Origin of the sequence: Promicromonospora sukumoe 327MFSha3.1 (assembly GCF_000385135.1) — a bacterium.
GTDB classification, from domain to species: domain Bacteria; phylum Actinomycetota; class Actinomycetes; order Actinomycetales; family Cellulomonadaceae; genus Promicromonospora; species Promicromonospora sukumoe_B.
This window is the reverse complement of record NZ_ARQM01000011.1, coordinates 1062680-1081043: the sequence shown is the minus strand read 5'-3', so window position 1 is coordinate 1081043 and position 18364 is coordinate 1062680. Positions and strand designations below refer to the sequence as shown.

The 18364-nt window shown below is 72.1% G+C and carries 16 protein-coding genes and 1 tRNA gene; 8 read left to right on the top strand and 9 right to left on the bottom strand.

Translation table 11 applies throughout. The features are described 5' to 3' along the window. Window positions 1-58: 58 nt before the first annotated feature. The 4 genes from lysA to H291_RS0118580 form a co-directional block, all read right to left on the bottom strand. The gene (gene lysA, locus H291_RS0118595; protein WP_020016521.1) at window positions 59-1420 is read right to left on the bottom strand and encodes a diaminopimelate decarboxylase; all 1362 of its coding nucleotides are present in this window, start codon (window positions 1418-1420) and stop codon (window positions 59-61) included. After that, window positions 1417-3072: an arginine--tRNA ligase gene (gene argS, locus H291_RS0118590; RefSeq protein WP_020016520.1), complete on the bottom strand. Its 1656-nt coding sequence runs from the start codon at window positions 3070-3072 to the stop codon at window positions 1417-1419. Before argS ends, lysA begins: the two co-directional genes overlap by 4 nt. Window positions 3073-3181: 109 nt before the next feature. Beyond that, window positions 3182-4690 carry a hypothetical protein gene (locus H291_RS0118585; RefSeq protein WP_020016519.1) on the bottom strand — a complete coding sequence of 503 codons (1509 nt, stop codon included), beginning with the start codon at window positions 4688-4690 and terminating at the stop codon, window positions 3182-3184. Continuing rightward, on the bottom strand, window positions 4690-5265 hold the full coding sequence (locus H291_RS0118580) for a SigE family RNA polymerase sigma factor (protein WP_033327344.1): 576 nt from the start codon (window positions 5263-5265) through the stop codon (window positions 4690-4692). The genes H291_RS0118585 and H291_RS0118580 overlap by 1 nt, the downstream gene beginning before the upstream one ends. A gap of 259 nt (window positions 5266-5524) precedes the next feature. Between H291_RS0118580 and H291_RS0118575 the strand changes: the two genes are divergently transcribed. Next, window positions 5525-5600, top strand: a tRNA-Arg gene (locus H291_RS0118575). Window positions 5601-5696: 96 nt separating this feature from the next. Here the strand turns inward: H291_RS0118575 and H291_RS0118570 are convergent. Further along, entirely contained in the window at window positions 5697-6533 is an 837-nt protein-coding gene (locus H291_RS0118570; RefSeq protein ID WP_020016517.1) for an SDR family NAD(P)-dependent oxidoreductase, read from the bottom strand. Window positions 6534-6553: 20 nt separating this feature from the next. Then, window positions 6554-8038 (bottom strand): MFS transporter, encoded by a 1485-nt coding sequence (locus tag H291_RS30750; RefSeq protein ID WP_157237141.1) that lies wholly within the window; start codon window positions 8036-8038, stop codon window positions 6554-6556. Between the two features lie 105 nt (window positions 8039-8143). Between H291_RS30750 and H291_RS0118560 the strand changes: the two genes are divergently transcribed. The 5 genes from H291_RS0118560 (at window position 8144) to H291_RS0118540 (ending at window position 12274) form a co-directional block, all read left to right on the top strand. Further along, on the top strand, window positions 8144-8710 hold the full coding sequence (locus tag H291_RS0118560) for a TetR family transcriptional regulator (RefSeq protein WP_020016515.1): 567 nt from the start codon (window positions 8144-8146) through the stop codon (window positions 8708-8710). Between the two features lie 259 nt (window positions 8711-8969). Beyond that, window positions 8970-10037: a TerC/Alx family metal homeostasis membrane protein gene (locus H291_RS0118555; protein WP_332256993.1), complete on the top strand. Its 1068-nt coding sequence runs from the start codon at window positions 8970-8972 to the stop codon at window positions 10035-10037. 86 nt (window positions 10038-10123) lie between these two features. Beyond that, window positions 10124-10948, top strand: coding sequence for a sulfite exporter TauE/SafE family protein (locus H291_RS0118550; RefSeq protein ID WP_020016513.1), 825 nt, complete (start codon window positions 10124-10126; stop codon window positions 10946-10948). A 45-nt stretch (window positions 10949-10993) separates the two neighbouring features. Further along, window positions 10994-11554, top strand: coding sequence for an STM3941 family protein (locus H291_RS0118545; protein ID WP_020016512.1), 561 nt, complete (start codon window positions 10994-10996; stop codon window positions 11552-11554). Between the two features lie 54 nt (window positions 11555-11608). Next, window positions 11609-12274 (top strand): CYTH domain-containing protein, encoded by a 666-nt coding sequence (locus H291_RS0118540; RefSeq protein WP_020016511.1) that lies wholly within the window; start codon window positions 11609-11611, stop codon window positions 12272-12274. Here the strand turns inward: H291_RS0118540 and H291_RS0118535 are convergent. From H291_RS0118535 to H291_RS0118525, 3 genes are all read right to left on the bottom strand, one after another. Continuing rightward, on the bottom strand, window positions 12271-13122 hold the full coding sequence (locus H291_RS0118535; RefSeq protein WP_020016510.1) for a M15 family metallopeptidase: 852 nt from the start codon (window positions 13120-13122) through the stop codon (window positions 12271-12273). The two genes, H291_RS0118540 and H291_RS0118535, sit on opposite strands and share 4 nt — an antisense overlap. A gap of 146 nt (window positions 13123-13268) precedes the next feature. Next, window positions 13269-14315 carry a hemolysin family protein gene (locus H291_RS0118530; RefSeq protein WP_020016509.1) on the bottom strand — a complete coding sequence of 349 codons (1047 nt, stop codon included), beginning with the start codon at window positions 14313-14315 and terminating at the stop codon, window positions 13269-13271. Then, the gene (locus H291_RS0118525; RefSeq protein ID WP_020016508.1) at window positions 14312-15799 is read right to left on the bottom strand and encodes a hemolysin family protein; all 1488 of its coding nucleotides are present in this window, start codon (window positions 15797-15799) and stop codon (window positions 14312-14314) included. The genes H291_RS0118530 and H291_RS0118525 overlap by 4 nt, the downstream gene beginning before the upstream one ends. A gap of 173 nt (window positions 15800-15972) precedes the next feature. On the opposite strand from H291_RS0118525, the gene H291_RS0118520 reads away from it, so the two are divergent. After that, complete coding sequence (locus tag H291_RS0118520) at window positions 15973-16746, top strand: response regulator transcription factor (protein ID WP_084468210.1); 774 nt, start codon at window positions 15973-15975, stop codon at window positions 16744-16746. A gap of 13 nt (window positions 16747-16759) precedes the next feature. Then, window positions 16760-17995 carry a sensor histidine kinase gene (locus H291_RS0118515; protein WP_033327013.1) on the top strand — a complete coding sequence of 412 codons (1236 nt, stop codon included), beginning with the start codon at window positions 16760-16762 and terminating at the stop codon, window positions 17993-17995. The last annotated feature ends 369 nt before the right edge of the window (window positions 17996-18364 follow it).

Genomic DNA, 18364 nt, shown 5'->3' with positions numbered 1-18364 from the left:
AGCACAGCACGACGGCGGGCGGGCGACCTCGGTCACCCGCCCGCCGTCCTATGGCGCGTCAGCCCTGGTCGAGGCCGAGCAGGTCGTCCTCGGTCTCGCGGCGGACGAGCACCCGCGAGGCGCCGTCGGACACCGCGAGCACCGGCGGGCGGGGCAGCATGTTGTAGTTCGACGCCATCGAGCGCCCGTAGGCGCCGGTCGCGGCGACGGCGAGCAGGTCGCCCGCGCGCACGTCGGCCGGGAGCTGCACCTCGTGCACCACGATGTCGCCCGACTCGCAGTGCTTGCCCACCACGCGCGCCAGCACCGTCTCGGCCGCGGACGAGCGGCCCACGATCTCGGCGTGGTACGCCGCGCCGTACAGGGCGGGGCGGATGTTGTCGCTCATGCCTCCGTCGACGGACACGTAGGTGCGCGTGAAGTCGGCGCCGTCGTCCGCCGAGACGGTGACGGGCTTGACCGTGCCGACCGTGTACAGCGTGAGGCCCGCGGGCCCGACGATCGCCCGGCCGGGCTCGATCGAGAACCGCGGCAGGCTCGTGCCGAGCTCCTGGCACACCCCGGACACCGACTGCGCGATGTCCTTGGCCACGCGCTCGGGGTCGAGCGCGACGTCGCCGGGCAGGTAGGCGATGCCGTATCCGCCGCCGAGGTCGACCTCGTCGACGAGCACGCCCGACCGCTCGGACAGGTCGGCCCGCAGGCGCAGCACCACGCGCGCGGCGGCCTCGAACCCGTCCGGGTCGAGGATCTGCGAGCCGATGTGCGAGTGGATGCCGAGCAGCCTGAGCTCGGGGTGCTTGAGCACCTCCAGCAGCGCGGCCATCGCGGGGCTCTCCGCCCCGTCGGCCGCGTTGACCGACAGCCCGAACTTCTGGTCCTCGTGGGCCGTGGCGATGTACTCGTGCCCGCCGGCGTGCACGCCCGTGGTCACGCGGACCATCACCGGCGCGACGACGCCGCGCTCCCCCGCGAGGCGCGCGACCCGCTCGATCTCGACCAGCGAGTCCACGATGATGCGGCCGACCCCGGCGTCCAGGGCGCGCAGGATCTCGGCGTCGGACTTGTTGTTGCCGTGCAGGCCGATCTCGGCGCCCGGAACCTCGGCCCGCAGCGCGACGGCGAGCTCGCCGCTCGAGGCCGTGTCCACGCGCAGCCCCTCCTCGCGCGCCCAGCGCGCGACGGCCACGGTGAGCAGCGCCTTCCCGGCGTAGTACACGTCCACCCCCGCGCCGACGGCGCCGAAGGCGGCCTCGAAAGCCGTGCGGTAGGCGTGGGCGCGCATCCGGAAGTCGGCCTCGTCCAGCACGTAGGCCGGGGTGCCGTGCTCCGCCACGAGGTCGCGGACGTCGACGCCCGCGACGGCCAGCGCGCCGTCGGGCAGCCGGCCGACACCGGTGGACCAGGGTGCGCCGGTCACATCCGCTCCGGAGCGCTCACGCCCAGCAGGTCGAGGCCGTTGGCCAGGACCGTGCGGACGGCGTCGTTCAGCCACAGGCGGGCGCGGTTCGCGTCGGTGACCTCCTCGTCCGGGTAGGGCGACACCCGCAGGCCCTGGTTGTACCAGGAGTGGTAGTCGCCGGCGAGCGCCTCCAGGTAGCGCGCGACCCGGTGCGGCTCCCGCAGCTCCGCCGCCTGGGCGACGATCCGCGGGTACTCGGTGAGGCGCCCGATCAGCGCGGACTCAGACTGATGGTCGAGCAGGGCTGGATCGAACCCGTCCTCGCGACGCACGCCCCGCTCTGCCGCCGTCCGGCCGTTACTGACCGTGCGGCTGTGCGCGTACTGGACGTAGAAGACCGGGTTGTCGTTGGTCTGCTTGAGCATGTCCTCGCCCTGCAGCTCCAGCGGCGTGTCCGCGGGATAGCGCGCGAGCGAGTAGCGCACGGCGTCCTTGCCGATCCAGTCGACGAGGTCGCGCAGCTCGATGATGTTGCCGGCACGCTTGGACAGCTTGGCGCCGCCGACGTTGACGAGCTGGCCGATCAGCACCTCGATGTTCGCCTCCGGGTCGTCCCCGGCGCAGGCCGCGATGGCCTTGAGGCGGTTGACGTAGCCGTGGTGGTCGGCGCCGAGCAGGTAGATCTTGCCCGGGAACCCGCGGTCCTTCTTGGACAGGTAGTACGCGGCGTCCGACGCGAAGTAGGTGGGCTCGCCGTTCGCCCGGACCATCACGCGGTCCTTGTCGTCGGTGAAGTCCGTGGTGCGCAGCCAGACCGCGCCCTCCTGGTCGAACACGTGCCCCTGCTCGCGCAGCCGGGCCACCGCCTTCTCGACCGCGCCCGAGCTGTGCAGGTCACGCTCGGAGAACCAGACGTCGAAGTGCACGCCGAAGCTCTCCAGCACCTCGCGGATCTCGGCGAGCTGGTGCGCGTAGCCCGACTCGCGGGCCACGGCGACGGCCTCGTCGTGCGGCAGCTCCGGCAGGTCGGGGCGGTCCGCGAGCACCTTGGCCGCGAGCTCCTTGACGTACTCGCCGCGGTAGCCGCCCTCGGGCACCTCACCGTCGGTGGCGCGCGCCAGCACGGACTCGCCGAAGCGGTCCATCTGGGCGCCCGCGTCGTTGATGTAGTACTCGGCGGTCACGTCGGCGCCCGCCGCGCGCAGGATGCGGCCCAGCGAGTCGCCCAGGGCGGCCCACCGGGTGTGCCCGATGTGCAGCGGGCCGGTCGGGTTCGCGCTGATGTACTCCAGGTTGATCACCTGGCCGGTCAGAGCCTCGCCCCGGCCGTACGCCGCGCCGGCCTCGACGATGGTGCGCGCGAGCTCGCCCGCGGCGGCGGCGTCGAGCGTGATGTTCAGGAAGCCCGGGCCGGCGACGCCGACCGACTTGATGCCCGGCGTCGCGCCGAGGCGGGCCGCCAGGTCCTCCGCGAGCGCCCGCGGCGTCGTGCCCGCCTTCTTCGCGAGCTGAAGGGCCACGTTGGTGGCCCAGTCCCCGTGCTCTCGCTGCCTCGGTCGCTCCACGTGGACCGACGCCGGAACGGCGTCGGTCGGCAGGGCGAGCGTGCCGTCGGCGACGGCCGCTGCGAGGGCAGCGCTGAGTGCTTCTGAGAGCTCCGTGGGGGTCACGGATCGATTCTATCGGCCGGTCCCCCTCCCCCGTCCCGTTGTCCACAGGCACCGGACGGCGGTGGCGCACCCCCACGTCAGGGCCCGCCACCGCCGTCCGGCCGGACCGTCAGTCCGTGACCACCTCGAGCGTGCCGATCATCTGCCAGAACCGGTCGTCGGATCCCGGTGGACCGTCGTAGCCCAGCTGCACGAACCGTCCGTCAGGGAGCTCCACCTCGACGTGGGCGTTGAACGCCGCGGCCTCCTCCTCGCCGTAGGCGGTGTAGTCGGTCATCCGCACGGTCGCCTGCTCCGCCCCGGGCACGTCGAGCCGGTACCCGCCGACGGGGATGTCGCCGTTGCCGAGGATGCCGGCCTCCTCGACCGAGGCGCCCACGCTCTCCTGCTCGGCGCCCGGTGCCTCGCGGACGAGTTCGCCGTCCTCGCCCACGCCGGCCCAGTCCGCGGGCACCCGAAGCCGCAGCTCCGGCAGGTCGGAGACGACGACCCAGTCCTCCGGGACCGCCGGCGCGGCGTCCACGAGTACCCGGCCGTCCGGCAGGTCCTCGTAGGAGGGCAGGTCTTCCGCCTCCGCCGTGAACTCCAGGCTGCCGGCGATCGTGCTCACGACCCGGTCGCCGTCCGCCCCCTCCCGGACGTACACGTCGATCGTGTACGTGCGCCCCTGCGCCCGGCGGACCTCGACGGAGGCGTGCAGCGTGCCGTCCTGCGGGTCCAGCTCGGCACCCGCGCGGTCGGCGCCCGGAGGCAGGGCCACGTCGTACATGTGGCCGGAGTCGTCCCGCGTCACCCCCGACGTGGTCACCTGCAGGCGGAGCTCACCGTCGGCGTCGTCCATCGACACGGTCGGCCAGTTGTCCTCCCTGGAGGCGGACAGGTCGTCCTCCACCCAGTCTCCCGGGACCGCGAAGCTCAGGCCCTGGTGCTCCTGGACCGCCCAGTCCGCGGGGTGCTCCTCGATGACGTCGAGCGTGGGAATGTCCGCCTCGAGGTCCTCCTCGGTCGCGTCGGGATCCGCCCGGACACTCTCGAAGAGCCGTTCGAGCATCTCCGCCGAGTCCTGCGCCTCGGGCAGGACCGCGATGACCTGGACGACTCGCCCGGACTCCAGCTCGACCTCCAGCACTCCCTCCGGGCCTGCGGCCCAGCCCTCCTCCACCAGCAGGTACCGCGCCGACGCCGCGCCCGGCACGTCGATCTCGACCATGTCGCCGTCGGACTCGGACACCGAGTCGCCCTCGCCCAGCGGCATGACCGTCACCGCGGAGGTCCCGTCCTCGTCGTCCGTACCCCAGGACGGGTAGCCCTCGCCCTGGTCGTAGGGCTCGTAGTCGGGCGGCACCGACAGGATCAGCCCGCCCCCGGAGACCTCCTTCCAGCCGTCACCGAAGGGCCAGCCGGCCGGCAGCGCCTGCTTGCCGGTGGCGACCAGGCCACCCACGGTCACGAGCGCCGCGACCGCGAGCGTCACGACGCCGCCGATCACCCCGCGCCGGGTGCGCTCGTGGCGGATAGCCCGCCGCGCCATCGTCTCGCCGTCGATCCCGGCCACGGGCCCGACCTGGCCCGCGGCGTCGTGGATCAGGCTCACCAGAGTGTCGTTCTGCTCCTTCATCACTGCGCCTCCTTCCGCGAGGTGCTGGGTGTGCCGATCTCTGCTCCCAGGACGTCCCGGAGCCGGTCCAGCCCGCGCGATGCGCCCGACTTCACGGCCCCCACGGAGATCCCCAGGTCCTCGGCCGTCTGCTTCTCGGTCCGGTCCAGCAGGTAGCGCAGGACGACGACGCGGCGCTGTGCCGCGGGAAGCTGTCGCAGCGCCCGCACCAGCTCGTCGCGGTCGACGACGTGCTGCGTGCCGTCCGACGTCGCCCCCGGCCGCAGGTCCGTCGGGGAGACCAGGACGTCCTTCCGGGTGCGTCGCCAGCTGTCGATCCTGGCCGTGGCGATGATCTTGCGGGCGTAGGCGAACGGGTCGCCGTCGCCCACCCTGCCCCACGCCCGGTAGGTCCGTTCCAGGGCGAGCTGCACGAGGTCGGCCGCCCGGTGCGTGTCGCCGCACAAGAGGTACGCGATGCGGGACAGCTCGGGCGAGCGGTCCCTGGCGAACGCCGTGAACCGCTCGACAGCCGTACCCGTGGTCACCACCCGGGCACGGGCGTCGTCGAGGACAGCCGCGTCATCACTCACCATGTCCACCACCTTGGTCGTCAACTGCGCACCCGTCCGTGCGCCCCTGAGGTCGAGCTCTTCGCAGAGTCACGGCACACAGACGCGTTCGGACGGCAGAAGGTTGCCAAGCGCGGGGCACCGATCGCGCCGGCTTTCCCCGACGCACGGTGTCACGCGGCGCGAAGGTGCGGGTCACAGGCTCGGATGCACGCGCGGGGCCGCTTACCTGGTAGTCTCACTTCCGCCGTTACGGGAGCAACACATCCCAGCCAGCGGCCTCGCGCCTGTAGCTCAGTGGATAGAGCGTCTGCCTCCGGAGCAGAAGGTCGGGGGTTCGAATCCCTTCAGGCGCACCACCCGAGAAGGCCCCTGTGCAGGTATCCCCGCACAGGGGCCTTCGTCGTCCCGCCAGGACCCGCGAGCGCGAGCCCCGCTCGCCCGGGTCCGAACGCTCAGACCGGATAGTCGACGCTCCCGGCTGTCCCCGCATTGGCCGCGACGTCCTCCTGCAGCCGGTCGACCGCACCCGTGATGTTCGCCAGCGCGTCGCTGCCGAGGATCAGCCGACGCCTCGGGCGAGCCGCGGTGACCTCTGCGTAGACGGCCGCGGCGGACGCCGTCGCGTCCCCTGGGAAGAGCAGCGTGGCCGCGTCCGGCAGGGCCACCGCGTCCAGGAACGGGCGGACGGCGGGCTCGTAGTCCGCGATCCGAGCGCCCGAAACCCTGGTGCGACCGATGATCCCGGTGCGGATCGAACCAGGCTCGACTAGCAGCGTGGTGATGCCGAGATGGGCCACCTCGCCCGCCAGAGCGTCGGTGATGCCCTCCAGCGCGAACTTGCTCGCCGAGTAGTAGCCGTTCACCGGGAGGCTCGCGATCCCGTCCATCGACGAGATGTTGACGATGGTGCCGCCTCGCTGCTCGCGGAGCGTCGGCAGGACCGCACGCATCATGCCCACCGCCCCGAAGAAGTTGACCTCGAACACCGCGCGGTAGTCGGACTCGTCCTGCTCCTCGACCGCTCCGATGAAGTCGACGCCCGCGTTGTTGACGAGCACGTCGATCCGTCCGAAACGCTGCCGGGTCGCCTCGACCAGCCGCGCACGTGCATCGGCGTCGGTGATGTCGGCGGTGACCGGGAGCAGGCTCTCCGGGTACCGCTCGGCCAGGTCGCGCAGGGGGTCGACGTCGAGCGCGGCGGCCGCGACGTCGTGCCCCTCAGCGAGGATGTGTTCGGCGAGCAGGCGGCCGAGTCCGGTTGCTGCGCCGGTGATGATCCAGGTGGACATGATGGTTCCTTTCGGTGGGTTCAAGACAGGTGGTCGGACGAGCCGGTGGTGACTCGGACGGCCGACGAAGCAGTGGTCAGCACAGCCGCCCGCCTCCGGGAGCGGCGGTTCGCGACCAGGATCGCGACGGCGACGACGACAGCAGCCACGTAGAAGAGCGTGGAGACCTGGAACACCGCGGCGTAGCCCTCGGCCTGGACCACCGGGCCGGGATCCGTCCCGTGGCCGACGACCGAGGCGAAGACGACCGTCAGGATCGCGAGCCCGATCGAGCCGCCGATCTGGTGGGCCGTGTTGACGAGGCCCGAGGCCGCACCGGCGTCGGACGCTCCGACGTCGGCCATGCCGAGCTCGGTGAACAGGATGATCGCGATGCCCTGACCCACGCCGAGCACGAGCAGCGGCAGCACGATCTGCGGGAAGTAAGGAGTGGTCGCGTCGAGCCGGCTCAGCCAGGCCATGCCGATGGTCGCGAGCACGAGGGAGGCGACCAGCAGGGTGGACTTGTTCATCCGCGCGCCGAGAAAGCGGACCACGTAGACCATCGCGAAGAACATCGCGGTGATCGGGATGTACGCGAAGCCGGTCTCCAGCGGGCTGAGGCCCAGCACGTTCTGCAGGTACTGGGACAGGAAGTAGAACATCGAGAACATCGCGCCGACGATGAGGACGCGGCCGACATACGCACCGGACCGCTGCACGCTGGCGAACAGCCGCAGCGGGACGATCGGCTGGGCCGCCCGGCGCTCGATCAGAACGAAGGCGGCGACGAGCACCACGGCCGCGGCGAGCGGGACGATCGTGAACAGGCTGGACCAGCCGGCCTCGGCCGCCTCGACCAGGCCGTAGACCAGTGCGGACATGCCGAGGGTGATGGTGAGTGCACCGGGGACGTCGATCCGGACGGGCTGGCGCTCGCCCGCGGGCAGCACCCGGGGCGCCAGGGCGACGACGAGCGCTCCGATCGGCACGTTGATGAGCAGGCCCCAGCGCCAGGACCAGAACTGGGTGAAGACCCCGCCGACGATGATGCCGACGCTCGCTCCGGCGCCGATCACGGCGCTGTAGACCGCGATGGCGCGGGCGCGTTCCTCGGGTGCCGGGAAGCTGGAGACCAGGAGCGCGAGCGTGGCCGGGATCGCGAAGGCCGAGGCCAGGCCCTGCACCGCGCGGGCCACGATCAGCAGCTCCGCCGTCTGCGCGACACCGGCGAGCAGCGACGCGAGGGTGAAGACGACGACGCCGGCGACGAACACACGCCGACGGCCCAGCAGGTCGCCGGCGCGAGCGCCGAGGAGCAGCAGGCCGCCGAACACGAGGACGTAGCTGTTCTGGATCCACGAGAGCCCCGAGTCGGTGAACCCGAGCTCCTGCTGGATGTGCGGCAGCGCCGTCGTCACGATCGAGGCGTCGAGCGTCATCATGAGCTGGCAGCCGAGGATGACGGCCAGGACGACGCCCCTGCGGTCTGCGCCCGGACGGGCCGGGCTGGATGAAGCGGACATGAGAGCTGCTCTCCGATCTGGAAGTAACTAACGAGTTTGTTACCTCCAGTGAAGCACGGAGTGGCGACGCTTGCAACTAACTAGTTATTAACTAGGATGGGCGGCATGGTCAGAGACTCCGACGCGACCCGCGCCCGCATCCTCGACGCCGCGGAGGCCGAGTTCGCCGCGTACGGCATCGCAGGCGCACGGGTCGACCGCATCGCCGAGAACGCCCCCGCGAACAAGGCGCTCATCTACAAGCACTTCGGCAGCAAGGACGAGCTGTTCGACACCGTCTTCGCGCAGCGGGTGCTCGCGTTCGTGGACAAGGTCGACTTCGACGCGACCGACCTGCCCGCCTACGCGGGCCGCGGGTTCGACCTCTACGAGGCGAACCCGACCACGCTGCGGCTCACCACCTGGTACCAGCTGGAACGCCCTCACGGGCAGCTCGAGGCGATCAAGGCGTCCAACGCCGCGAAGCTGAACGCGATCAAGGAGGCCCAGGACGCGGGGCTGTTGACGAGCGCCTACACACCCCTGGAGCTGCTCACCGAGGTTCGAGCGCTCATGATGAGCTGGCACCTGCACACGCCGGAGCTCGCGATGGTCCGCCAGCCGGCTCGCGCCCGCAGGCGCGAGGTCGTCGTCGAGAGCGTGCGCCGACTCGTCCAGGGCGACAGCCACTGAGGACCTACCCAGGCCCAACCGGTCGCACGTCACGCACCGAAAACGGACCGTAGGCAGACCCGGGACCCATGCCGTAGACTCCCTGCCGCGGGGGGAGTACTTCCCAACACCGTCCCGGTCATTACGGCGCTGCTACCAGTGCCTCGGGCGGCGGCCTTGCCCAGCAAGGCGAAGGAGACCTCGGAGCCGACCTATCTTTGGAGACTCCTTGCTCGCCCAGCTGACGAGTTCTGCTGCCCCTGCCTCCGCGCTGACGACCGTGGCCACACCCATGATGTGGGCCCTGACGATCCTCGCCGTGATCGTCCTGATCGTCGTCGACTTCCTCATCACCCGGCGCCCGCACGAGGTCTCGATGCGCGAGGCCCTGGGCTGGAGCGCCTTCTACATCGCCCTCCCGCTCGCGTTCGGCGGCTGGATCTGGGCCACCTTCGGCTCGTCGATCGGCGTGCAGTACCTGACCGGGTACCTCGTCGAGAAGTCGTTGTCCGTGGACAACCTCTTCGTGTTCATGCTGCTGCTCAGCGCCTTCGCGGTACCCGCGGCCCTGCAGCAGCGCGTCCTCCTGCTCGGCATCGTCGGCGCCCTGGTGCTGCGCGGCGTCTTCATCGCCGTCGGCGCGGCCGTCCTGGCCAACCTGAGCTGGGCCTTCCTGCTCTTCGGCGCGATCCTGCTGGCCACGGCCGTCAAGATCCTCCGCGACCAGATCAAGGGTGACGACCACACGATCGAGGTCTCCGAGCTGCGGTCGGTGAAGCTGATCCGCCGCTTCATGCCCGTCACGGACGACTACCGCGGCCCCGCGCTGTCGGTCCGCGAGGGCGGCAAGCGGATGCTCACCCCCCTGGCGGTCGTGGTCGTCGCGATCTTCGCCGCCGACGTCGTCTTCGCGGTGGACTCCGTGCCGGCGGTCTACGGCATCACCAGCGACCCGTACCTCGTGTTCGCGACCAACGCGTTCGCCCTGCTCGGCCTGCGCGCCCTGTACTTCGTGCTGCAGACCGCCCTGAGCAAGCTCGTGCACCTCGGCTACGGCCTCGCGACGATCCTCGCCTTCATCGGCGTCAAGCTCGTGCTGCACTGGGCCCACGGCATCTGGGCCGGCGTGCCGGAGATCCCGACCGTCGCTTCGCTCGGCGTGATCATCGGCGTGCTCGTGATCGTCACCTTCACCAGCCTCCACGCGACTCGCAACGACGACGGCGAGGCCACCGGGCACGCCGCCACGGGCGACGCGTCGGGCACGCCGGCCGTCGAGGCGTCGGACGGCGAGAAGTCCGACCAGGACCGCGACGAGTCGAGCACGTCCCGCCCCGGGGCGCACTGACCCGGTCCGCCCCCGGCCCGCCGTGGTCCCGCTCGACGAGCGGCCACGGCGGGCCGTCGTCGTTCCGCCGTAGAGTCCCGCACGTCATGGACGCACTGGACCTCACGCTCACCGTCGTCGTCGGCGGCACGATCGCCGCCCTGCTCATGGGCCTGTCCAAGACCGGCCTGCCCCCGCTGGGCGCGCTCGGCGCGGCGATCATCGCCTCGGTGCTCCCGCCGGTCCAGGCGGCCGGCGTCGCACTGCCGCTGCTCATCGTGGGCGACCTGGTCGCCGTCAGCACCTACGGCCGGGACGTCCGCTGGCGCATCCTGCGCGGCCTGCTGCCCAGCGTGACGGTCGGGCTGCTGGTCGGGTTCGCGGCGCTGAGGTGGGCCCCGCCCGAGGTCAGCGCCCGGATCGTCGGCGCGCTGCTCCTGCTCGCCGGGCTCGGCGAGCTGGTCCGGCAGCTCGCGGCCCACCGTGCCCGACGCCGTCCACCGCGCCCGGCGGACGCCGAACCCGACGTCGGGTCCGACGCCGAGGCCACGCCCGGCGCGACACGGGCGAGCCTCCGCGACCGCCTCGCCCGCGCCACCCTCGGCGCCACCGCCGGCGTCTCGACCATGATCGCGAACGCCGGCGGCCCGCCCATGAGTCTCTACCTGCTCCGGACGGGCGTCTCGCGCGCCGGGCTGCTCGGCACGGTCGCGCTGTTCTTCCTCACCGTGAACGTGGCCAAGCTGCCGTTCAGCGCGAGCCTGGGCCTCGTCTCGGCCGACTCGCTGCTGGTCTCCCTCGCCCTGCTGCCCGGGATGGTCGCGGGCCTGCTGCTCGGCCGGGTCGTGGCGCACCGTATCTCGGGCCCGGTGTTCAGCACGGCCGTGCTGATCGCGACGGCCCTGGCGGGCGCCCGGCTCCTGCTGGGCTGACTCCCGGGCTACCGATTCGCCCCTACGTGCGGATAGTGTCCCGGTATGCCCGACGAGTCCGTCGACTTCTACCCGTCCCGCGCGCACGTCATCACGCTCGCCCTCGGCACCCTCGCGCTGGTGGTGCTCTGCGCCGTCGCCGCCCGGCTCGGCTTCGACGCCGCCCAGACCAGCGGCTCGCCGGCCGCCCTGGCCGTCGTGTCGGTGAGCGCCATGGGTGTCCTGGTCTTCACCGGGCTGGGCCTCATCGTGCTGCGCCGCCTGCTGCTGCCCACCTGGCCCGTGCTCACGCTCGACGACGACGGCCTCACCGACTGGCTGCCCAACCTCGGCGTCGAGCAGGTGCTCTGGTCCGAGGTCACGGGCGTGCGCGAGGCCCGGCTGGCCTTCCGGCGCGTGCTCGCCGTCGACGTCGCCGACCCGCGGGCCGTCGTCGTGCGGCAGCGGACGTTCGTCCGCCGCATCGCCGCGTCGCTGAACGCGGCCCTCGTCGGCACACCCGTGGTCCTCAAGCCCGGGAGCATCGACACCCGCCCGGAGGAGCTGTCGGCTGCCCTCACGGGGTTCGTCGCAGACCGGGCGCCTCACGCCCGGCCGGTTGCGTAGACTTCTAGGATCATCCGCCGAGAAACACCTGCCGAGCAGGGTTGAGGGATCCTCATGAGCGACGACCTCTTCGACGAGCCGCCCGCCGCCGAGCCCGACCGCGGCTACGCCGACTTCGAGTTCGAGCGCCGCTTCTTCGTGCGTGACCTACCGGCCGAGCTCAGGGACGCCCCGGCCCTCATCGTCCAGTCCTACTTCCTGGCCGACGACGGCTACGCGCTGCGCGTCCGGGTCCAGGCGGGCGACGTCGACGCCGACCTCACCGCCGACACCGATCCGGCCGAGCTGCTGCGCGCTCACGTCGCGGACATCGACTTCGCCGCTGTCACCGTGAAGGGCCCGGCGGTCGGGGGCACCCGCTACGAGGCGGAGCGCGAGCTGGACCCGAGCGTCGGCGTCGAGCTGGTCCGCCGGGGCGGTGCGCCGGTCGTCAAGGTGCGCTACGCCGCGTGGCTCGGGGCCGACGGCTGGTCCATCGACGTGTTCGGCGGGGCCAACCACCCGCTGGTGGTGGCCGAGTGCGAGCGCTCCGGCCCGGTCACGGGCCTGCAGATCCCGGACTTCTGCGTCACGGAGATCACCGACGACCGCCGGTTCTCGAACGAGTACCTGGCCACGGAGCCGTACAGCGCGTGGGCGCCGTCGTTCGCCGCGGAGCTGGCGAGCCAGGGGCCCACCTTCCGCCAGGACTTCGGGCCGAACACCCACCTGCGGCTCTAGCCGCGCCACTCGCCCTTCTCGACGACGCCGGTCACGAACTCCCAGTGCCACGGCTCGTACTTGCTGCCGCCGAGCTGCGCCCATGCCGGGTTCTGCCAGCCGTAGGACGGCGCGTTGGCCCAGAGCCAGGAGTAGACGTCGCTGTCGCCCGTCTCCTTGGAGCACAGGTCGATCGCCAGGCCCCAGCCGTGCATCGACGTGCCCGGGGAGGCGGCGTAGAAGCCGCGCGACGCCTTCATCTCGTACTGCGTGTTCAGGTCGCGGTAGCTGGCCACCAGGCACAGCTCGCGCCCGAACGACGCGCGGAACGCCTCGTTGAGCGCGCTGAGCGACATCGCGGCGTCGGGCCGGAGGTACTCCCCGTCCTGCCACAGCTCGCACAGCGAGTGGTCCGCGAGCCCGCCGTTGGTCCCGTCGACCGGGGCGTTGACGTCGCAGTTGGGCAGGGGGCTGCGGTCGAGCGAACGGCTGGCGGCCGACGCGGGCCGGGTGAGGGCCTCGGCACGGACCACGGCGGCCGAGGTCTCCGGGCGCTCGACGGGCTGCGTCACGAGGTCCAGCACCGACGGCCCGGTCGGCGGCGCCTTGACGTCGAACGGCGACTCGCCAGGTTGCTCGGCGGCCTGCACGAACGGCGCCGCGATGGTCGCGGCGGCGAGGGTGCCGACCACGGCGGCCCGGGAGATCATCCGCTGCCCCGCGGGGACCGACGACGTGGGACGGGATGCCTTGGGGACCGCTCCGGTGACCAGCCGGTCGAACGACGTCACCTTGCGCATCGCCTGGGTGTGCTGCTCCGCCTCACGGCGCGCGCGGCGCGTCATGAGGGCGGGCTGCGTGCTCGTCACAGCCGTGGACTCCACTGGCCCTCCGTCTTCATGTGTCCGCGGCCCCCTCGCGTTCCGTTATGTGCACGTGACATTAGACCCGGGTCGGCCCGGCTGCCAACCCTGGCCTGTCGGTCGGCCGGCGCCGGCCGACCAACAGGCGCTGGTCAGCGGCGCTGCATGGCGTCGCGGACCTCGCCGACGAGCTCCTCGAGGATGTCCTCCAGGAAGACCACGCCGAGCACCGCTCCGTCCGGCCCCTCGACCCGCGCCAGGTGCGAGCCCGAGCGCTGCATGACGCGCAGCGCGTCCTCCACCTCGTCGTCGGGCGCGACGGCCGCCAGGGCGCGCACGCGCCACACGGCGACCGGCTCGAACCGCGCCGCGCCGGTCGCGTACAGCACGTCCTTGAGGTGCAGGTAGCCGACGAGCTCGTCGCCCTCCTCGCGCCGCGTCACCACGGGGAACCGGCTGAAGCCGTGCTTGGAGACGAGCCGCTCGACGTCGTCGGGCGTGCTGGTCTCGTCGACGGCGACCAGGCCACCGACCGGCACCATGACGTCGCGCGCGGTGCGGTTGGAGAACTCGATGGCGCCCGTCAGGAGGCCCTGCTCGTCGCGCAGCACGCCCTCGGCCTGGGAGTGCTCCACGATGGACTGGACCTCCTCGGCGGTGAACGCCGAGGCGACCTCGTCCTTGGGCTCGACGCCGGCGAGCCGCACCGCGTGGTTCGCGATCCAGTTCAGGCCGACGATGATGGGCCGCAGCGCCCGGCCGAGGAGCACCAGCGGCGGCCCGAACCACATCACGGCCTTGTCCGGGCCGGAGACGGCCAGGTTCTTCGGCACCATCTCGCCGAGCACGACGTGCAGGTACACGACGAGCGACAGCGCGATGACCAGCGCAATCGGGTGCGTGAGCTCCTCGCTCACGCCCAGGCTGTGCAGCGGCCCCTCCAGCAGGTGGGCGATGGCGGGCTCCGCCACGATGCCCAGGCCCGTGGAGCAGACGGTCACGCCGAGCTGCGCGCACGCGAGCATGAGCGACACGTGCTCCATCGCCCACAGCACGGTGGTCGCGCGCCGGTCCCCGGCCGCGGCGAGCGGCTCGATGGCGCTGCGGCGCGCCGAGATGACGGCGAACTCGGCGCCCACGAAGAACGCGTTCCCCGCGAGCAGCACGAGGCCGATGACGAGTGCGGTGGTGGTGCTCATCGGGTCGCGCCCTTCTCGGAACCGTTCCGGCCGACGCCGGCGCCGTCAGCCCCGGGCTCGGGGTCGTCGGGCAGCGGGCGTACCCGCAGGCGCTCGACGCGCCGTCCGTCCATGGCCTCGACGCGCAGGCTGACCCGCGCGTGCGGGCCGTGCAGGCCCGCCTGGCCCACCGTGACCTCGTCGCCGACGGCGGGCATGCGGCCCAGCTCGGCCATCACGAGGCCGCCGAGCGTCTCGTAGGCGGCGCCCTCCGGGACCTCGATCGTCGTGTACTCGGCGAGCTCGTCCGGGCGGAGCACGCCGGGCACGATCCACGAGCCGTCGGCGGCGCGCGACGCGCCGGCCCGCCGGGGGTCGTGCTCGTCGGCGACGTCGCCTACCAGCTCCTCGACGACGTCCTCCAGCGTGACGACGCCGGACGTACCGCCGTACTCGTCCACCACGACGGCCATCTGCAGGCCGAACCCGCGCAGCTCGACGAGCAGCGGGCCCAGGCGCACGGTCTCGGGGACGCGGGGCGCGTCGACCATGAGCGCGGCCGCGGGCACCTCGCCCCGGCGGTCGTGCGGCACGCCGACGGCGCGGCGCAGGTGGACCAGGCCGACGATGTCGTCGCGGTCCTCCCCGATCACGGGGAACCGCGAGTGCCCGGTCCTCCGGGCGAGCGCGACGACGTCCTCCGCCGTGGCGTCCCGGTCGACGACGGACATGCGCAGGCGGTCGGTCATCACGTCGCGCGCGCTGAGCGTGTCCAGCTCGATCGAGTTGGTCAGCAGCGTAGCCACCGACTCCTGGAGCGTGCCCTCCTCGGCGGAGCGGCGCACCAGCGAGGCCAGCTCGGACGCCGAGCGCGCGCCCGACAGCTCCTCGCGGGGCTCGACGCCCAGGCGGCGCAGCAGCGCGTTGGCCGAGCCGTTGAGCACGGCGATCAGCGGCTTGAACGTGATGGTGAACACCCGCTGGACGGGCACCACCAGACGCGCGGTGGCCAGCGGGGCCGACAGCGCGAAGTTCTTGGGGATCAGCTCGCCGCACACCATGGAGAAGGCGTTCACCAGGATGAGGGCCAGGACGCCGGCCAGGCCGGCGGAGACCGCCGTCGGCACGGACGTGTTGCCGAACGCGGCGGAGATCAGGGAGTTCAGCGCCGGCTGGGCGGTGTAGCCGAGCAGGATGGTGGTCAGCGTGATGCCGACCTGCGCCGAGCTCAGCTCCGTGGAGAGGTGGCGCAGCGCGGTGCGGACGCTGCGGTCCCGCAGGCCGTTGCCGAAGACCGGCTGGGCGCCGGACGCGGACCGCGCGCCGGGGCCGGGTTCAGAGGAGGAGGCAGACCGGGAACCGCCGGGTCTGTCTCCCTCCGAGTCGTCGGAGTCGCCGATCACGGCGGGGTCGATGGTGACGAGGGAGAACTCCCCCGCCACGAATACTGCGGTGCCTGCCGTGAGAAGAACGCCGACGGCGACCATGATCCATTCGCCGGTCATCTCACGCTCCGGAGGGCACCGCGGGGGTCCTGATTCATCCAGGTTTCTCGGTGGGGATATCGCTCGATCATCGTGCGATAGATCGTAGCGGGAACAGTGCAGACAGCGCCCAGGAGTCCGACTCTCAGGCTGGCTTCAGTGTCTTATCAGGCAGGTACGGGCATGATTGACCTATGTCATCTGGTACTCCCCAGCCGTCTGGGGCCCCGCAGCAGCCCGGCACGGCGTCGGCCGCCGCCTCGACCGGTCAGCAGTCCGCGACCGTGCTCGTGGTGGAGGACGAGCCCACGATCGCCACCGCGATCGCCCAGCGGTTGTCCGCCGAGGGCTGGCGTGTCGAGGTGGCGCGCGACGGCCTGTCCGGCGTCGACGCCGCCTCCAGGCTGCGCCCCGACCTCGTCGTGCTCGACGTGATGCTCCCGGGCATCGACGGGCTCGAGGTCACGCGCCGCATCCAGGCCGAGAACCCGGTCCCGATCCTCATGCTCACCGCGCGTGACGACGAGACCGACATGCTGGTCGGCCTGGGCGTGGGCGCGGACGACTACATGACCAAGCCCTTCTCCATGCGTGAGCTGGTGGCCCGCATCAAGGCCCTGCTGCGGCGGGTCGACCGCGCGGCACAGGCCGCGGCGACCACGCCCGCTGACCCGCCCATGATGATGGGCGACGTCACGGTGGACCGCGCGCAGCGCCGCGTCTACCGCGGCGGCGAGGAGGTGCACCTGACGCCGACGGAGTTCGAGCTGCTCGTGATGCTCGCCGGCTCCCCCAAGACGGTGCTGACGCGCGAGCGCCTGCTCGCCGAGGTCTGGGACTGGGCCGACGCCAGCGGCACGCGCACCGTCGACTCCCACATCAAGGCCCTGCGCCGCAAGCTCGGCCCGGACCTGATCCGCACGGTGCACGGCGTCGGCTACGCGTTCGAGCCGCCGGCCAACCAGTAGCGCGGGTGCCCCGATGAGACCGCACGTGCCCCGCGTCCCCGACGTGCGGCCGCTCGACCCCCTGCGCTCGCTGAAGATCAAGCTCGGCGTGCTGGTGGCCGCCACCGTCACGGCGGCGGTGCTGATCACCTGGCTCGGCCTGCAGGCGTCGCTGGGGCCGAGCCGCACCTTCCCGCTCGCGATCATCCTGTCGCTGCTCGTCACCCAGATCCTGGCGCGCGGCATGACGTCGCCGCTGCGCGAGATCACGGAGGCCGTCCAGGCCATGGCCGACGGCGACTACACCCGCCGGGTGCGCGCCACGAGCAGCGACGAGGTGGGGCAGCTCGCGCACGCCTTCAACCGGATGGCCGAGGACCTGGCCTCCGTGGAGCAGACGCGGCGCGACCTCATCGCGAACGTGTCGCACGAGCTGCGTACGCCCGTCGCGGCGCTCCAGGCGCAGCTGGAGAACATGGTCGACGGCGTGGTGGAGCCCACCCCGGCCGCGCTCGAGCAGGCGCACGCGCAGACCGAGCGGCTGACGCGCCTGGTCACCTACCTGCTGGACCTCTCCCGCATCGAGGCCGGCGCCTCGGCCCTGAACATCGGCGAGATCGCGGTCGGCGACTTCCTCGAGCACTGCGCCGAGGACCTCCAGATGGTCGACGCCGCCAAGGACCTGCACTACGTCGTCGACGTCACCCCGGAGGACCTGACCATCGAGGGCGACGCCGAGCGCCTGCACCAGGTGGTCATCAACCTGCTGCAGAACGCCATCCGCCACTCGCCGCAGGGCGGCGTCGTCCGCCTGGACGCGTACCCCGTGGACGGCACGGAGGGGTCCGACATCGTGCTGGAGGTCAGCGACGAGGGGCCCGGCATCGCCGCCGCCGACCGCGAGCGGATCTTCCAGCGCTTCGTGCGCGGCACCGGGTCGACCGGCGCACCGCGCGGCGACGGCGGCCGCGGCGACGGCGGGCGGAGCGTCAGCCGCCGGGGCGGCCGGAACCGGGGCGACAAGGGCCGTGCCCCCGCGACCGACGAGTCCCTCGCCGACACGATGGGCGGCGTCGGCGGGACCGTCGGCTCCGGCACCGTCGGGTCGAGCGGCGGCACCGGGATCGGCCTCGCGATCGTCCGTTGGGCGGTCGAGCTGCACGGCGGCCACGTGCAGGTCGTGGACTCCGAGCGAGGCGCGACGATGCGGGTCACCCTCCCCGCGCGGGCGCACCCGGCACCGGGTGTCAGCACGACGCACACGGTCTGACCTCGTCCTGCGCCGCGGGCGGCGTCCGGCGGGCGCCGCCGTCCGGTGAGAAACCCAGCAGCCTAGGGCTGCGAGGGGTCAGAACGTGAGACGGAGTCCCGTGATTTCTGTCACAGACGCCAAAGGTTGTCCGTGCCCGGCGAAACCCCGTAACACCAAGTTGGGGACTTCCAGGCCGAACGTTGCCCTGGTTTTGCTCTGTGTGCGAGAAACATGACGAACCTACTTCTTTGACACCGGAACCGCCCGCAACACCCGCGTGATCACGCCCCCCGCGAGGCGTGAAGGGCCTACCCTTGGAGGGTCCGAAAACCATTCGGGCTGTGCGCGCTGTGACCCCTGTGCGGCGCGCGACGAACGCAACTGTGG

Coding starts and splice junctions, on each gene's coding strand:
- H291_RS0118585 (WP_020016519.1), bottom strand. CDS start 4,690: ATGAAGGAGCAGAACGACACTCTGGTGAGCCTGATCCACGACGCCGCG.
- H291_RS0118580 (WP_033327344.1), bottom strand. CDS start 5,265: ATGGTGAGTGATGACGCGGCTGTCCTCGACGACGCCCGTGCCCGGGTG.
- H291_RS0118570 (WP_020016517.1), bottom strand. CDS start 6,533: ATGTCCACCTGGATCATCACCGGCGCAGCAACCGGACTCGGCCGCCTG.
- H291_RS30750 (WP_157237141.1), bottom strand. CDS start 8,038: ATGTCCGCTTCATCCAGCCCGGCCCGTCCGGGCGCAGACCGCAGGGGC.
- H291_RS0118560 (WP_020016515.1), top strand. CDS start 8,144: ATGGTCAGAGACTCCGACGCGACCCGCGCCCGCATCCTCGACGCCGCG.
- H291_RS0118550 (WP_020016513.1), top strand. CDS start 10,124: ATGGACGCACTGGACCTCACGCTCACCGTCGTCGTCGGCGGCACGATC.
- H291_RS0118545 (WP_020016512.1), top strand. CDS start 10,994: ATGCCCGACGAGTCCGTCGACTTCTACCCGTCCCGCGCGCACGTCATC.
- H291_RS0118540 (WP_020016511.1), top strand. CDS start 11,609: ATGAGCGACGACCTCTTCGACGAGCCGCCCGCCGCCGAGCCCGACCGC.
- H291_RS0118530 (WP_020016509.1), bottom strand. CDS start 14,315: ATGAGCACCACCACCGCACTCGTCATCGGCCTCGTGCTGCTCGCGGGG.
- H291_RS0118525 (WP_020016508.1), bottom strand. CDS start 15,799: ATGACCGGCGAATGGATCATGGTCGCCGTCGGCGTTCTTCTCACGGCA.
- H291_RS0118520 (WP_084468210.1), top strand. CDS start 15,973: ATGTCATCTGGTACTCCCCAGCCGTCTGGGGCCCCGCAGCAGCCCGGC.
- H291_RS0118515 (WP_033327013.1), top strand. CDS start 16,760: ATGAGACCGCACGTGCCCCGCGTCCCCGACGTGCGGCCGCTCGACCCC.